Origin of the sequence: Pseudomonas sp. NPDC088322, from assembly GCF_044740745.1 — a bacterium.
Taxonomy (GTDB): domain Bacteria; phylum Pseudomonadota; class Gammaproteobacteria; order Pseudomonadales; family Pseudomonadaceae; genus Aquipseudomonas; species Aquipseudomonas shirazensis.
On the sequence record NZ_JBIURK010000007.1, the window covers coordinates 101,239 to 116,267 of the forward strand.

14 protein-coding genes are annotated in these 15,029 nt (G+C 64.0%); 2 read left to right on the forward strand and 12 right to left on the reverse strand.

The window, feature by feature from the left end; translation table 11 throughout:
* Positions 1-75: 75 nt before the first annotated feature.
* The 9 genes from ACIOAU_RS18840 to tcyJ form a co-directional block, all read right to left on the reverse strand.
* Positions 76-720 carry a methionine ABC transporter permease gene (locus ACIOAU_RS18840; protein WP_101322578.1) on the reverse strand — a complete coding sequence of 215 codons (645 nt, stop codon included), beginning with the start codon at positions 718-720 and terminating at the stop codon, positions 76-78.
* A complete protein-coding gene (locus ACIOAU_RS18845; RefSeq protein WP_401183899.1) occupies positions 710-1,819 on the reverse strand; it encodes a methionine ABC transporter ATP-binding protein in 1,110 nt (369 codons plus the stop codon). Before ACIOAU_RS18845 ends, ACIOAU_RS18840 begins: the two co-directional genes overlap by 11 nt.
* Position 1,820: 1 nt before the next feature.
* Positions 1,821-2,621 (reverse strand): MetQ/NlpA family ABC transporter substrate-binding protein, encoded by an 801-nt coding sequence (locus ACIOAU_RS18850; protein ID WP_150573674.1) that lies wholly within the window; start codon positions 2,619-2,621, stop codon positions 1,821-1,823.
* Entirely contained in the window at positions 2,614-4,008 is a 1,395-nt protein-coding gene (locus tag ACIOAU_RS18855; protein ID WP_220632764.1) for an LLM class flavin-dependent oxidoreductase, read from the reverse strand. Before ACIOAU_RS18855 ends, ACIOAU_RS18850 begins: the two co-directional genes overlap by 8 nt.
* Positions 4,008-5,198, reverse strand: coding sequence for an SfnB family sulfur acquisition oxidoreductase (locus tag ACIOAU_RS18860; RefSeq protein ID WP_401183904.1), 1,191 nt, complete (start codon positions 5,196-5,198; stop codon positions 4,008-4,010). Before ACIOAU_RS18860 ends, ACIOAU_RS18855 begins: the two co-directional genes overlap by 1 nt.
* Before the next feature lie 128 nt (positions 5,199-5,326).
* On the reverse strand, positions 5,327-6,568 hold the full coding sequence (locus tag ACIOAU_RS18865) for an SfnB family sulfur acquisition oxidoreductase (RefSeq protein WP_401183907.1): 1,242 nt from the start codon (positions 6,566-6,568) through the stop codon (positions 5,327-5,329).
* Between the two features lie 307 nt (positions 6,569-6,875).
* Positions 6,876-7,631 (reverse strand): L-cystine ABC transporter ATP-binding protein TcyN, encoded by a 756-nt coding sequence (gene tcyN, locus ACIOAU_RS18870; RefSeq protein WP_101322572.1) that lies wholly within the window; start codon positions 7,629-7,631, stop codon positions 6,876-6,878.
* A 2-nt stretch (positions 7,632-7,633) separates the two neighbouring features.
* Positions 7,634-8,302, reverse strand: a complete 669-nt coding sequence (tcyL, locus tag ACIOAU_RS18875) for a cystine ABC transporter permease (RefSeq protein WP_101322571.1) — start codon at positions 8,300-8,302, stop codon at positions 7,634-7,636.
* On the reverse strand, positions 8,299-9,093 hold the full coding sequence (tcyJ, locus tag ACIOAU_RS18880) for a cystine ABC transporter substrate-binding protein (protein WP_101322570.1): 795 nt from the start codon (positions 9,091-9,093) through the stop codon (positions 8,299-8,301). Before tcyJ ends, tcyL begins: the two co-directional genes overlap by 4 nt.
* 247 nt (positions 9,094-9,340) lie before the next feature.
* Between tcyJ and epsC the strand changes: the two genes are divergently transcribed.
* Positions 9,341-10,273: a serine O-acetyltransferase EpsC gene (gene epsC, locus ACIOAU_RS18885; protein WP_101322569.1), complete on the forward strand. Its 933-nt coding sequence runs from the start codon at positions 9,341-9,343 to the stop codon at positions 10,271-10,273.
* Positions 10,274-10,480: 207 nt separating this feature from the next.
* Positions 10,481-12,484 carry a choline transporter BetT gene (gene betT / locus ACIOAU_RS18890; RefSeq protein ID WP_150570521.1) on the forward strand — a complete coding sequence of 668 codons (2,004 nt, stop codon included), beginning with the start codon at positions 10,481-10,483 and terminating at the stop codon, positions 12,482-12,484.
* 36 nt (positions 12,485-12,520) lie between these two features.
* Here betT and tauD read toward each other — a convergent pair whose 3' ends face one another.
* Genes tauD through tauB form a run of 3 tightly spaced genes read right to left on the reverse strand, consistent with a single transcriptional unit; the run spans position 12,521 to position 15,023 of the window.
* Complete coding sequence (gene tauD / locus ACIOAU_RS18895) at positions 12,521-13,354, reverse strand: taurine dioxygenase (RefSeq protein WP_401183912.1); 834 nt, start codon at positions 13,352-13,354, stop codon at positions 12,521-12,523.
* A 47-nt stretch (positions 13,355-13,401) separates the two neighbouring features.
* Entirely contained in the window at positions 13,402-14,232 is an 831-nt protein-coding gene (gene tauC / locus ACIOAU_RS18900) for a taurine ABC transporter permease TauC (RefSeq protein ID WP_103435331.1), read from the reverse strand.
* The gene (gene tauB, locus ACIOAU_RS18905; protein WP_181108095.1) at positions 14,229-15,023 is read right to left on the reverse strand and encodes a taurine ABC transporter ATP-binding subunit; all 795 of its coding nucleotides are present in this window, start codon (positions 15,021-15,023) and stop codon (positions 14,229-14,231) included. The genes tauC and tauB overlap by 4 nt, the downstream gene beginning before the upstream one ends.
* Between the last annotated feature and the right edge of the window lie 6 nt (positions 15,024-15,029).

The following is a 15,029-nucleotide window of genomic DNA, read 5'->3' on the forward strand; positions in this document are numbered from 1 at the left end:
GTAGCCTGGCCGGACGCGATCACCTGTAGGAGCGGCCTTGTGTCGCGAAAGGCGCGCGCAGCGGGCCCAATCCGGTCACCGCTTGTTCAGCCCGCGGGCCAACCGATCCCCACCCAGCTGGATCACCGCCACCAACACCACCAGCATGGCAATCACGGTCAACATCACCTGGCTGTCAAACCGCTGATAGCCATAGCGGTAGGCAATATCGCCCAAGCCGCCAGCACCAATCGCGCCTGCCATGGCCGATGAGTTGATCAGCGCCACCACGGTAATAGTGAACCCGCCAACAATCCCCGGCAGCGCTTCGGGCAGCAACACATGCCAAACGATATGCCAGCGCCGGCACCCCATCGCCTGCGCCGCTTCGATCAAACCATGGTCAACCTCGCGCAGACTGACCTCGGCTATCCGCGCAAAAAACGGTGTGGCGGCGATGGTCAGCGGCACCACGGCAGCCCACACGCCATAGGTGGTGCCAACCACCAGCCGGGTGAAGGGGATCAGCGCCACCATCAGAATCAGAAACGGGATCGAGCGAAACAGGTTAACGAAAGCGCCCACCACCCGGTTGAGCAACGGCGCCTGGTAAATCCCGCCCTTGTCGCTGGTGACCAGCAGCACCGCCATCGGGATGCCGAGCAGCAACGCCACCAGCGACGATACGCCCACCATCAGCAAGGTGTCCCACAAGCCTTGCAGCAATCGCTCAGTCCACATAGCCCAACACCTCCACATCATCTGCCCAACGCCGTGCGCGCTCGAGCACGCCATGGGTGTCATGCGCTGAACCCCGCACTGACACGATCAACCGCCCCAGCGCATGTTCACCGATGGTTTCGACGCCGCCCTGGAGCAGGCTGACCTGACCGCCAAGGTCGTCAAACAAGCCGGATAACTGTGGCTCGCCAAACACCACCAATTTGAGCACCAGGGCCGCATCGCGGTTGCTAGCAGTCGGCAGCAAACTGCTCTGCAACGCTGCCGGCAACTTGCCCTGCAACGGCGCGAGCAAGGTGCGGGTCACTGCATGCTGCGGGCTGCCGAACACCTGCCAGACCTCACCTTGCTCGACTACCTGACCGCGCTCCAGCACCACCACGCGCTGGCAGATATCGCGGATCACCGCCATTTCATGGGTGATCAGCACCACGGTCAGGCCGAGGCGCTGGTTGATGTCGCGCAGCAGTTCGAGGATCGACGCGGTGGTTTCCGGGTCGAGGGCTGAGGTGGCTTCATCACACAGTAGAATTTCCGGGTCATGCACCAGCGCCCGGGCGATGCCGACGCGCTGCTTCTGCCCGCCGGAGAGTTGCGCCGGGTACACCTGATGCTTGTCGGCCAGGCCGACCAGATCAAGCAGCGCGCGAACCTTTTGCTGGCGCTCGGCCTTGGCTACGCCGGCAACCTTGAGCGGCAGCTCGACGTTGTCCCACACGGTCTTCGCCGACATCAGGTTGAAGTGCTGGAAGATCATGCCGATGCGCCGACGCAGGGCCACCAGGCGGTCTTCGTCGAACGGGGCGATGTCGACCTGATCGATCAGCACCCGGCCCTGGCTCGGCTGTTCCAGGCGGTTGATGGTACGCAGCAGCGACGACTTGCCGGCGCCGCTGCGGCCAATGATGCCGAAGATCTCGCCCCGGCGGATGTTCAGGTCGATACCTTGCAGGGCAGGCTGGGCCTGGCCTGGGTAGGTCTTGCCCAGGCCGATGAAGCGCACATGGGCCTGATTGACCTCGGGCCGCAACGCCTGCTCGCGGCCGGGCGCCGGGACGGCTGGGGCAGTGGGCACCCTGAGGGCGCTGGCGCTGCTCATGTCAGCCTTCCCAGCCGGCCTGGTAGAGGCTGCCGTGTGCCTTGTCCAGCGCAGCCTTTACCGCAGGCGAGTGCTGGTAGATGTCGACGAACTTGGCCAGGCGTGGATCGTCCTTTTCCTGTGGGCGGATAACGAACTGGATCACGTATTCCTTGTTTTCCAGGCCGTCGAACAGCAGTGCTGATTTCGCATCGAAGGTGTTCGCCAGGCGGATATAGGCCGGGTAGCCCTGGACCAGGTCGGCATCGTCGTAGGCGCGCACCAGCTGCACTGCTTCAACCTGCAGAATCTTCAGTTTTTTCGGGTTGGCGACGATGTCGTCTTCGGTGGCCTTGTAGCCAACGCCGGGTTTGAGCGTGATCAGCCCGGCCTTGGCCAGCAGCTGCAAACCACGGCCGCTGTTGATCGGGTCGTTGGCGATGGCCACGCTGGCGCCGGTCGGCAGCTCGGCAAAGCTTTTGTACTTTTTCGAGTACAGGCCAACGTTGTTGATGATCCCCGGCTTGTACGGCACCAGGTCAAAGCCGGCAGCGGCCTTGGCGTTTTCCAGGAACGGGATGTGCTGGAAGTAATTGACGTCGATATCGCCGCTGTTGAGGCTGACGTTCGGCGCGATCCAGTCGCTGAACTCGATCAGCTTCACTTCCAGGCCTTGCTTGTGCGCCTCTTCGACAGCGGCTTCAAGGGGAATGGCAAAGGCTGCGGTGGTGCCGACTTTAAGCGGCTCGGCAGCGAGCACGTTGGCGCTGATGGCCAGTGACAGTACGGCGGCCGCGACGGGCCGGAACAGTTTATCAAGCATGGTGCAGGGCTCCAGTCGGGGCAGGGATTGGGGTGTTGTTGCGGTAGCGGGCACCGGGATGGTCGGCAGGCAGGTGCGGCAGGTCGCTGGCGAACAGTTTTTCGCGCAGGCTGCCGTCCTGGTAAGCGGTCTTGTAGCGGCCGCGGCGTTGCAGTTCGGGGACGACCAGGTCGATGAAGTCTTCAAAGCTTTCCGGGGTTACGGTGCGGGTCAGGTTGAAGCCGTCGAGCCCGGTTTCGTCGATCCAGCCGATCAGCTCATCGGCGACCTGCGCGGCGGTGCCGATCAGGGTCACGTAGCGGCCGCCGAGGCTGTGCTGGTCGAGCAGGCGGCGGCGGGTCCAGGCGCTGTCCTGCAACTGGCGGGTCGCGGACTGGATGGCGTTGCCTTTGGCGAAGCCGATCGGCTCGTCCAGCTCGAACGCGGCGAAGTCGATCCCGGTCGAGCTGGCGAAGTGGGCGACGCCGGCCTCAGGGCTGGCGTAGCGCACATATTCGGCATGCTTGGCCTGGGCTTCGGCTTCGCTGGCGGCGACGATCACGGTAATGCCCATGAATACCTTGATTGCCTGCGGATCACGCCCGGCCGCCTTGGCGGCGGCACGCACCTTGTCGACTTGAATACGGGTGGAGGCTTTGTCCTGGCCGCTGATGAACACGCATTCGGCGTGGTTGCCGGCAAAGCTCAGGCCGCGTGGCGAGCTGCCAGCCTGGAATAGCACCGGCGTGCGCTGCGGCGAGGGTTCGCAGAGGTGGTAGCCCTCGACCTTGTAGAACTCGCCGTGGTGCTCGACCTTGCGCACTTTGTCGGGGCGGGCGTAGACCCGCTGCTCGCGGTCGGCGACCACTGCGTCGTCATCCCAGCTGCCTTCGAGCAGCTTGTACAGCACTTGCAGGTATTCGTCGGCCTGGTCGTAACGGCGGTCGTGCTCGGGCTGTTGCTCCAGGCCCATGGCGCGGGCGGCGCTGTCGAGGTAGCCGGTGACGATGTTCCAACCGACCCGGCCGTTGCTCAGGTGGTCAAGGGTCGACAGCCGGCGGGCGAACAGATACGGCGCCTCGTAGGTGAGGTTGGCGGTCAGGCCAAAACCCAGGTGGCGGGTGACGGCAGCCATGGCCGAGACCAGCAGCAGCGGGTCGTTGACCGGCAGCTGGATCGACTCCTTCAGCGTTACATCGACCGACTGGCCATAGACGTCGTAGGTGCCGACGATATCGGCGATGAACAGGCCATCGAACAACCCGCGCTCAAGCAGCTTGGCCAGGTCGGTCCAGTAGTCCAGCGTCTTGTACTGGGTCGAGGTGTCGCGTGGGTGGGTCCACAGGCCATGGTTGATGTGGCCGACGCAGTTCATGTTGAAGGCGTTGAGGAGGATTTGCTTGCTCATCAGATCGTCCCCCGCCGCGGTGGGTTGATGTCGTTGAGGTAGTAGTTGCCGATGGCGTGAAACTTCCAGCGCACCGGGTCGTGCAGGGTGTGCACGCGGGCGTTGCGCCAGTGGCGGTCGAGGTTGTGCTCGGCCAGGGTGGCCTGGCTGCCGGCCAGCTCGAACAGCGTGGTGCCGGCGGCGAGGGCGATTTCGGTGCTGATGGCACGGGCCTCGGCGACGGCGATCGAGGCTGCGGCCACTCGCTCGGCGGCTGTCTCCGGCGTGGCTGCCGCGGCCTGGTCGAGGAATTCGCCGGCGCGTTCCAGCAGTGCTTCGCTGGCATGCAGGCGGATCGACAACTGGCCGAAGCTCTTCAGGGTCAGCGGGTCGTCGACGGCCTTGTCGTGGCCCGAGTCGACCCATGGCCGGCTGCGGGTACGCACGAAGTGCAGCGCGTCTTCGAAAGCAGCGCGGGCGATGCCGGTATCGATTGCAGCGTGGAGGATCTGCGCCAGTGGGCCGACCGGTGTCGGCCGCTCGAATGCGCTCTGGAACGCCACCACGTCGGCAGCGGCTACCCAGACGTTATCGAACACCACCGAACCGCTACCGGTGGTGCGCTGGCCAAAGCCGCTCCAGTCGTCGATCACTTGCAGGCCCGGCGCATCGGCCGGCACGAAGGCCAGCCGCTGAACGCCGTCGTCATCGATCACCGAAGTGGGGATACGCTGCGCATACAGCGCGCCGGTGGAGTAGAACTTGCGGCCGTTGATGCGATAACCGTCGCCCTCGCGGCTGAGCCGGGTGGTGCGGTCGTGGGCGGTCTTGGTACCGAGTTCGGCCAGGGCGTTGCCGAAGCGCCGCCCGGCCAGCACTTCGGCGTACAGCCGCTGCTGTTGCTCGGGCGTGCCGTTTACCCGCAGCACTTCCAGGGCGTAGAAGTGGTTCTGCGGGATCTGCCCCAGCGAGCCGTCGGCCTGGGCAATCCGGGCGATGATCTTGGCCAGGGTGACATACGACACGCCTGCACCACCAAAGGCCTTGGGCACGCTGATGGCCCACAGCCCGGAGCGGCTGAACAGCTCCAGCTCGGCGTGCGGCAGGCGCCGCTCGCGGTCGCGCAGGGCGCTGTCGCGGCGCAGTTGCCTGGCGAGTTCGTCAGCGACGGCCAGGGCCTCGCCGTCAGTGCGGATGACAGTTGCGTTCATTGTGTTCTCCGGGGCCTTGGGGCCGCTTCGCGCCCCTTCGCGGGTAAACCCGCTCCTACAGGTAACTGAGCTGAACCTTGTGGGAGCGGGTTTACCCGCGAAGGGGCGCGAAGCGGCCCCAGAGGCCCTCAAATCCAGGAATGTCGGGCAGGCCGGGTGCCGTTCAGGTGCCAGGCGCCCACAGCGTGGTATTTCCAGCGCACCGGGTCGTGCAGGGTGTGCACGCGGGCATTGCGCCAGTGCCGGTCGAGGTTGAACTCGGCGAGGGTGGCGCGGCTGCCGGCCAGTTCGAACAGCTTCTCGCTGGCCTGCAGGGCGATCTCGGTGGTGAGCACCTTGGCTTCGGCCACCGCAATCGAAGCGCGCGCGGCGGCGTCAGCATCGATGGCCCCAGCGTTGACCTCGTCCAGCACCTTCGCGGCCTTGCGCAGCAGCGCCTCGGCGGCGTGCAGCTCGAGCTTGAGCCGGCCGATGTCGGCGATCACGTAAGGGTCATCGCTGGCGCGCTCGACGTTGGCGTCGATAAACGGCCGGGACTTCTCCCGCACAAAGCTGATCGCGTCATCGATGGCTGCTTCGGCGATACCGGCGTCGATGGCTGCCTGAATCAACTGCGACGCCGCGCCCTGGATGTTGGGCAGGTCGCGCTGGCGCCAGTTGTCGATCACCAGCTCAGCCTCCACCGGTACTTGGTCGAGCAGCACGGTGCCGCTGGCGGTGGTGCGCTGGCCAAAGCCTGACCAGTCGTCAACGATGCGCAGGCCCGGGCTGCCACGGCGGACAAAAGCCAGGCGTTGGCGGCCTTCGTCATCCAGCGCCTTGACCGCAACCCAGTGGGCGAACAGGGCGCCAGTGGAATAGAACTTCTCGCCGCTGATGCGATAGGCGTCGCCGTCACGGCTGATCCGCGCCTTCAGGGTGAGGGTGTCTTTGCTGCCGCGCTCGGGGCCGGCATTGCCGATCCGCCAGCCGTTCAGCACCGAGCCGAAAATCAGCGCCTGCTGGGCTTCGCTGGCGGTCAGGCGCAGCAGTTGCAGCATGCCGAACTGGTTCTGCGGGATCTGCCCCAGCGCCGGGTCGGCAGCGCTGATGACGCGAAACACCTCGGCGACCGTGACAAAGGACACGTCGGCACCACCGAAGGCTTTGGGGATGCTGATGCTGCCCAGCCCGCTGCGAGTGAACAGCTCGATCTCGGCCCACGGCAGCTTGCGCTGCTGGTCGCGTTTGGAGGCGTTTGCGCGAGCGACTGCGGCCAGCTCATGGGCGGCTTGCAGGGCTTCGGCGTCGTTGCGCAGGACCTTGGCCGGCAGCAGTGCTGGCGGGCTGTCGAGGTCGCTGGCGTGAAGGGTTTGTGCCTGGCTGGACATTAGTACCGCTCCTTGGCTGTACTCAATGCCCTGGCGTTATGCACTGGGGTGATTGCATTCCTGACCATTCCTGACCTCACAAAAAAGTGGCGGCGGCGCTTGGTGGTTGCGCTGCGCATGTGCTGGTCCGGTGGTCCGGTGTATATACCTTAAAGTCTTATTAAATAATTTTGAACGATCATTTGGGAATATAGATAGAAGTGCTGAGGCTTGCGGCGGTTGGCTTTAATAATGCGGTGGTTTTTAGGACGTCGGGGGCCGCGTAGCGCCCCCAGCAATTCTGACCAGTGCCGCGAAAGGCAGGGCGCTAGGAGGCGGCAGTCCCAAGAAACTTGCGCAAAAACTGCCGAGTCCGCTCTTCCTTCGGATTGGCAAACAACGCCTTGGCCTCACCCTGCTCAACAATCACCCCTTTGTCGAAGAAGATCACCCGATTGGCGACATCCCGGGCAAAGCTCATCTCGTGGGTGACGATGATCATGGTGCGCTGCTCTTCGGCCAGGCCACGAATGGTCTCCAGCACTTCACCCACCAGTTCCGGGTCCAGCGCTGAGGTTGGCTCGTCGAATAGGATCACATCCGGCTCCATGGCCAACGCCCGAGCAATCGCCACGCGCTGTTGCTGGCCACCGGACAAGCGTCGTGGGTAGGCGTCTTCTTTGCCGGCCAGGCCGACCTTGGCCAGCAAACGTCGGCCAAGCTCCAGGGCTGTGGCGCGCGGGGTCTTCTTGACCACCAGCGGCCCTTCGATGACGTTATCCAACGCCGTGCGATGGGGGAACAGGTTGAAGTTCTGGAAGACAAACCCGGCCTGCTGGCGCAAGCGGCGGATGGCGCTCTGCTGGTTACCCAGCGAGCGGTTGGCGTCGATGCTGATGTCGCCGATCTGGATGCGTCCGGCGTCGGGGGTCTCGAGCAGGTTGAGGCAGCGCAGAAAGGTAGTCTTGCCCGAGCCGCTGGGGCCGATGATGGCGATCACTTCACCGGGCTGGACGGTCAGGTTGATGCCGTCGAGTACGGTCTGGCCGTTGAACCGCTTGGTCAGGCCTTCAACTACGATCATGCTCAACGCTCCTGGTCATGCTGGTTGACCCGTGCTTCCAGGCGGTTCTGGAAGTGGGCGAGGATGCTCGCCAGGATCCAGTAGATAACCGCAACGGCCAGGTACATGGTGAACACTTCGAAGGTCCGCGCGGTGACCAGCTGCGCCTGGCGGAACAGCTCCGGCACCTGAATGGTGGCCGCCAGCGCGGTGTCCTTGACCAGCGAGATAAAACTGTTGCCCAGCGGCGGCAGGGCGGTGCGCATGGCTTGCGGCAGGATCGCCCGGCGCATGGCCTGGGCGCGGGTCATGCCGATGCTGGCGCAGGCTTCCCACTGGCCGCGCTCGATCGACGAGATCGCCGCCCGCAGGATTTCGCAGACGTAGGCTGCCATGTTCAGCGACAGGCCAATCAGCGCTGCCGGGATCGGGTCAAGCTCAAGGCCGATCTGCGGCAGGCCGAAGTAGATCACGAACAGCTGCACCAACAGCGGCGTGCCGCGGAAGAACGACACGTAAATACGCGCCAGCCAGTCCAGCGGCAGCACCTTGGACAAGCGCATCAACGCCAGGGCAAAGCCCAGCAGCAAGCCAAAGAACATACCGCCGACACTGAGCAGGATGGTGTAGCCAGCGCCCTTGAGCAGAAAGGGCGCGGAGTCGGCTACCAGTTGCAGGCTTTCTTCAATCATTTAGTCACGTCAGCGCCGAAGTACTTCTCGGACAGCTTGGCCAGGCTGCCGTCGGCGCGCAGCTTGTCCAGGGCCTGATTGATGGCCGCGAGCAGTTCCGGTTCACCCTTGCGCAGGGCAATGCCCGACTCGAGACGCGAGAAGGCGTCCCCAGCGGCAACGGTATCCTGGGCTTTTTTGGCGTACTCAAGCGCAGCCAGGCGGTCGATCAGGATAGCGTCGGTGCGGCCCACGCGCAGGTCCTGGAACTTGGTCGGGTCGTCTTCATAGGTGCGTACGTCGGCGGTCGGCACGTTGGCTTTGACCCATTGCTCGTAGTTGGTGCCCAGACCGACACCGACCTTCTTGCCGGCCAGGTCAGCTGCAGACTTGATGTTCAGATCTTTTTCTTTCTTCTTCAGCACCAGTGCCTGAATGCCGGAGACGGTGTACGGCTCGGAGAAGTCGTACTTCTTCTTGCGCTCGTCGGAGATGGTCACCTGGTTGACGACCACGTCCAGGCGCTTGGACTCCAGCGCCGCGAGGATGCCGTCCCATTTGGTCGGCTGGACCTTGGCCTTGACCCCAAGCTCTTTGGCGATCAGCTCCGACAGCTCTACCTCAAAGCCCGACAGCTTACCGCTGTCATCGACAAAGCTGAACGGCGGGTAGGTGCCTTCGACGCCGACGTTGAGCACGCCCTTGTCCTTGATGGTCTGCAGCTGCTCGCCGGCAAACGCCTGGCTGAACAGACCGGTGCCAAGCACGATGGCAAGGCTGGCATTGAGTAGCGGTTTGGCAAAGATCGACATGGCAGGGCCCCGCGCTTTTGGTGGAAGTAGTGGGTGGCGACTATAAGGGTGGGCTGTTTAGCTCATGAAATAATAAAAAAGTATTTTGTTATTCCATTTATGTGCATTGAGCCGTTGGCCGGCTGCGTTGAGGGTAGCCCGTCAGCGTGGCTTATGCCCGACTTAGCGCAGGATGGAATAAAGCGTTGTTTTTTCCAAGGGCTGGATTTGTCGTAGAGTGGATCTATACGACAGTCAGGAGCACATCGTGAGCGAACAATCATCCCCCGGCAAATGGCAGTTGCAGTCGATCGTGACCGGCCTGCGCGGCGCTCGTGAGCAATGGCGCACGCAAAATGGCCGCAGCAGCGGCGAGAAGGGCGGCCGCGAGCTGCCGTCGCGTGAAGCAATGCAGCGCATTCTCGAGCAACTGTGTGGGGCTTTGTTCCCGATGCGCCTGGGCCCGGTCGACCTGCGTGAAGAGAGCGAGGATTTCTACGTCGGCCACACCCTCGACACCGCCCTCACTGCACTGCTCGCGCAAGCACGGCTGGAGCTGCGCTATGCCGCACGGCAGAGCCAGACTGACCAAGCCAACGCCGACAGCGAGGCCTTGCGCCTGATCCAGGGCTTCGCTGCGGCCCTGCCAGAGATGCGCGTGCTGCTCGACACCGACGTGCTCGCCGCCTACCACGGCGACCCGGCCGCGCGCAGCGTGGATGAAGTGCTGCTGTGCTACCCAGGAATCCTGGCGATCATCCACCACCGCCTGGCTCACCACCTGTACCTGGCCGGCCTGCCATTGCTGGCGCGGATCAGCTCGGAGCTGGCGCATTCGGCCACCGGCATCGATATCCACCCCGGCGCACGGATTGGCCCGAGCTTCTTCATCGACCACGGTACCGGCGTGGTGATCGGCGAAACCGCGATCATCGGCGAGCGCGTGCGTATCTATCAGGCCGTGACGCTGGGCGCCAAACGCTTCACCGCCGACGAAACCGGCAGCCTGCACAAGGGCCAGCCGCGCCACCCGATCGTCGAAGACGATGTGGTGATCTATGCCGGCGCAACCATCCTCGGCCGGATCACCATCGGCAAGGGCTCGACCATCGGCGGCAACGTCTGGCTGACCCGCAGCGTGCCGGCCGACAGCAACATCACCCAGGCCAATCTGCAGCTCGACTGCCAGGCAAAAAAATAGCAAAAGCGCCGAGCAAAAGCCGTTGTCAGCTCCTCTATATACCTGCCCCGCTCAGCGGGGCAGGTCGCATCGAAGGCCGATCCATGTTTAACTTGAACGCTTGTTCAACATAAAAACGCTGGTCGCTGCCGGTGTTCAACAGGAGGATATGCCTTTGCTGAACCCGTTAAATCCTATGCCTAATTCCCACAGCGGGGTGCAGGTTGCATGAGTACTCCCACCCCTGAACTTGCTGACAGCAAGATGCGCATGAACGCCCCGGTGTTCTACTTCGCCGCCAGTTTTATCCTGCTCTTCGGGCTGGTGGTGATCGTCAACCCCGAGGCCTCCGGTGCCTGGTTGCTGGCCGCGCAAAACTGGGCTGCCAACACGGTGGGCTGGTACTACATGCTGGCCATGACCCTATATCTGGTGTTCGTGGTGGTCACCGCCTTGTCGGGCTACGGCAAGATCAAACTCGGTGCCGACCATGACGAACCCGAGTTCAGTTACCTGTCCTGGGCCGGCATGCTGTTCGCCGCCGGTATCAGCATCACGCTGTTCTTCTTCTGCGTCTCCGAGCCGCTGACGCACATGCTGCAACCGCCCCAGGGCGAGGGCGGCACCGCCGAGGCCGGGCGCGAGGCGATGAAGCTGCTGTTTCTGCACTGGGGCCTGCATGGCTGGGGCGTGTTTGCCTTTGTCGGCATGGCGCTGGCCTACTTCGCTTACCGGCACAACCTGCCGCTGGCGCTGCGTTCGGCGCTGTACCCGCTGATCGGCAAGCGTATCAACGGCCCGATCGGTTACGCGGTGGATGGTTTCGGCATCATTGCCACGGTGTTCGGCCTGGGCGCCGACATGGGCTTTGGTGTGCTGCACCTTAACTCCGGCCTCGATTACCTGTTCGGCATCCCGCACAGTCAATGGGTGCAGGTCGCGCTGATCACGCTGATGATGGGCGCCGCAGTCGCGGTAGCCGTGGCCGGGGTCGAGAAGGGCGTGCGGGTGATGTCCGACATCAACCTGTTCCTGGCCTGCGCCTTGCTGCTGTTCGTACTGTTTGCCGGCCCGACCCAGCACTTGTTCAATACCCTGATCCAGAACCTCGGTGACTACCTTGGCGCCTTGCCAGGCAAGAGCTTCGACGTCTATGCCTACGGCGAGAACCGCGACTGGCTGGGCGGCTGGACAGTGTTCTACTGGGCCTGGTGGATTGCCTGGGCGCCGTTCGTGGGCCTGTTCATCGCGCGGATTTCCCGTGGCCGGACCATTCGTGAATTCGTCTTCGGCGTGCTGTTGATCCCGCTTGGTTTCACCCTCGCGTGGATGTCGATCTTCGCCAACAGCGCGATGGACCAGGTGCTCAACCACGGCCTGGTCGCGCTCGGCCAGTCGGCGCTGGAAAACCCGTCGATGAGCCTGTACCTGCTGCTCGAAACCTATCCGTGGAGCAAAGCGGTGATCGCCGTGACGGTGTTCATCAGCTTCGTCTTCTTCGTCACCTCGGCCGACTCCGGCACCGTGGTGTTGTCGACCTTGTCGGCCAAGGGCGGCAGCCCTGACGAAGACGGCCCGAACTGGCTGCGGATCTTCTGGGGGGCGATGACTGCGTTGATCACCAGTGCCTTGCTGTTCGCTGGCAGCATCGACTCGCTGAAGTCGGCGGTGGTGCTGACCTCATTGCCGTTCTCGCTGATCCTGCTGTGCATGATGTGGGGCCTGCACAAGGCGTTCTACCTAGAGTCGCAGCGGCGTATTGCCCAGTTGCACTCGCTGGCACCGGTCGCCCAGAGCCGCCGTGGTCGCGGCGGCTGGCGTCAGCGCTTGAGCCAGGCTGTGCACTTCCCGTCGCGCGATGAGGTGTACCGCTTCATGGATGACGTGGTGCGCCCGGCGATCAATGACGTGCGCGAGGTGTTCGAGCAGAAAGGCCTGGTGCTGATCACTCAGGATGACCCGAGCCACGACAACGTCAGCTTGAAAGTCGGCCATGGTGAAGAGCAGCCGTTCATCTACCAGGTGCAGATGCGCGGTTATTTCACGCCGTCCTTCGCCTTGGGTGGGTTGGGTGCGCAAGAGCTGAAAAACCGTCGCTATTACCGCGCCGAGGTGCATCTGTCAGAAGGTAGCCAGGATTACGATCTGGTCGGCTACAGCAAGGAGCAGATCATCAACGACATCCTCGACCAGTACGAACGGCACATGCAGTTCCTGCACATGGTCAGGTAGTTGCGTGAGGGGCTGCCGGGCAGCCCCTCGCCTGCGCTAGAACGGCGCGTCGCCAAGGATGGTGGCGCGGTGCATGACCCGCCGCTGCGGGCGGTAGTCATCGACGGCGTAATGCTGGGTGACGCGGTTGTCCCAAAAGGCCACGTCGTTTTCCTGCCAGCGCCAGCGGATGCTGTACTCCGGCCGCGTCGCATGGGCAAACAGCAGCTTGAGCAGGCCCTCGCTTTCCTGCTCGTTGAGCTCGTTGATGCGCGTGGTAAACCCTTCATTGACGAACAACGCCTTGCGCCCGCTGACCGGATGCGTACGCACCACCGGGTGCGTCAGCGGCGGGTTGTTGCGCCGGGTCGCTTCCCAGCGGGCGAGGTCCTCGGCGGTGGTGCCGAAGCGCTCCAGCGGGAATGACTTGGTGAAGTCATGGGTGGCGGTGAGGCCGTCGAGCATCGTCCGCAGGGGCGCCGACAGGCCTTCGAATGCCGCTACGCCACTGGCCCACAAGGTATCGCCGCCGTAGGCCGGCAGCTGCTTGGCACTCAGTACCGCGCCCAGCGCCGGGGTCGGCAGAAAGGTCACGTCGGTGTGCCACACGGCATTGTCGCGCACGTCGGTGACGGCGGTATCGAGGATCAGCACTTGTGGCGTTTGCGGCACATTGGGGTAGATCGGGTGGATATGCAGATCGCCAAAACGCGCAGCGAAGCGGGCTTGCTGCTGCGGGTTGAGCCGCTGCTCGCGGAAGAACAGCACTTGATGCTTGAGCAGCGCCTGCTCGATGGCGTCGCGTTGTTCGGCTGTGATTTCACGGCTGATGTCGACGCCAGTGATCTGCGCGCCGAGGGCCGGGCTTAACGGAGTAATGGTCAGGCTCATGGCAGTCTCTTTGTCGGGCGCCGGAGTGCCGGCGTGGTCAGTCGTGCTTAGTGGGTCTGGCCGTGCCAAGGCACCAGCTTGCGTTGCAGGGCGCGCAGGCCCATTTCCAGGGCGAAGGCGATCAGGGCAATCAGCAGGATCCCCAGCACCACCACGTCAGTGACCAGAAACTGCGCCGCTGACTGGACCATGAAGCCGAGGCCGCTGGTGGCGGCGATCAATTCCGCTGCAACCAGGGTCGACCAGCCGACGCCCAAGCCGATACGCACGCCGGTGAGGATGTCGGGCAGGGCGCTGGGCAATATCACATGGCGAATCAGCTGGGCCTTGGTGGCGCCCAGCGACTGCGCGGCGCGCAGTTTGGCCGGGTCGACGGTGCGCACGCCGGTGGCGGTGGCGATGGCAATCGGGGCGAAGATCGCCAGGTAGATCAGCAGCACCTTGGACAGCTCACCGATGCCGCACCAGATCACGATCAGCGGCAGGTAGGCCAGCGGCGGAATTGGCCGGTAGAACTCGATCAGTGGGTCGAAAATGCCCCGGGCAATGCGGTTGGAGCCGATGGCAATGCCGATCGGGATCGCCGTGAGGATGGCTGCGCCGAGCGCCAGGCCAATCCGCCCAAGGCTTGCGCCCAGGTGCTGCCACAGGCTGGCGTCCATGTAGCCCTGGGTCAGCAGCACCCAGGCTTTGCCGAGGATGTCTGCCGGTGGTGGCAGAAACAGCGGTTCGACCAGCTCGGCGGCGGTCACCGCCCACCACAGCAGTAACAGGCTGGCCAGGGTCAGGGCGCTGATCCAGCGGGTCGACAGTGGTTTGCGCGGCAGCGGTTTGAGGTTGGCCGGCTTGGCGGCCAGCGGCAGTTCGACAGTGCTCATGCTGAGTGCTCCCGGCGGGCGTCTTCGCGTTGCGAGAAGACTCTCGCCAGCACGTGTTCGCGGGTTTCGATAAAGCGCGGGTCGGACTTGATCGCCCGCGCCGATTCGCCGGCGGCGTAGCGTTGGCCGAAGTCCAGTTGCAGCCGTTCGACGACACGCCCTGGGTTGGGCGCAAGCAGCACCAGTTCGCTGGCGAGAAACACCGCTTCTTCGATGTCATGGGTAATCAGGAATACCGGTTTGGCTGTGCGTTGCCACACCTGCAGCAACAACTCCTGCATCTGCTCGCGGGTAAACGCATCGAGGGCGCCGAACGGCTCGTCCATCAATAGCACACGCGGGTTGGCGGCCAGGGCGCGGGCCAGGCCGACGCGCTGCTTCTGGCCGCCCGAAAGCTGCCAGATGCGCCGCTCGGCGAAACCTGCGAGGTCGACCAGTGCGAGCATTTCGCGCGCTTTGGCTTCGCGCTCGGCACGGCTTACGCCGGCCAGCTCCAGGCCGAAGGCGACGTTGCCGAGCACGTTTTGCCAGGGCAGCAGGGCGTCGTCCTGAAACACCACGCCGCGCTCGGCACTCGGGCCTTGCACCGGCACGCCGTCGAGGCTGATACGGCCAGCACTGGCAGGCACGAAGCCGGCGATCAGGTTGAGCAGCGAGGTCTTGCCGCTGCCCGATGGCCCAAGGGCCACCAGCAGCTGGCGCGGGCCCAGGCTCAGGTTGATATCGGCCAGCACCGGGGTGTCGGCACCGGGGTACTGTGCGCTGATGCGCTCCAGCTCGAGCAAGGCCATGACGGG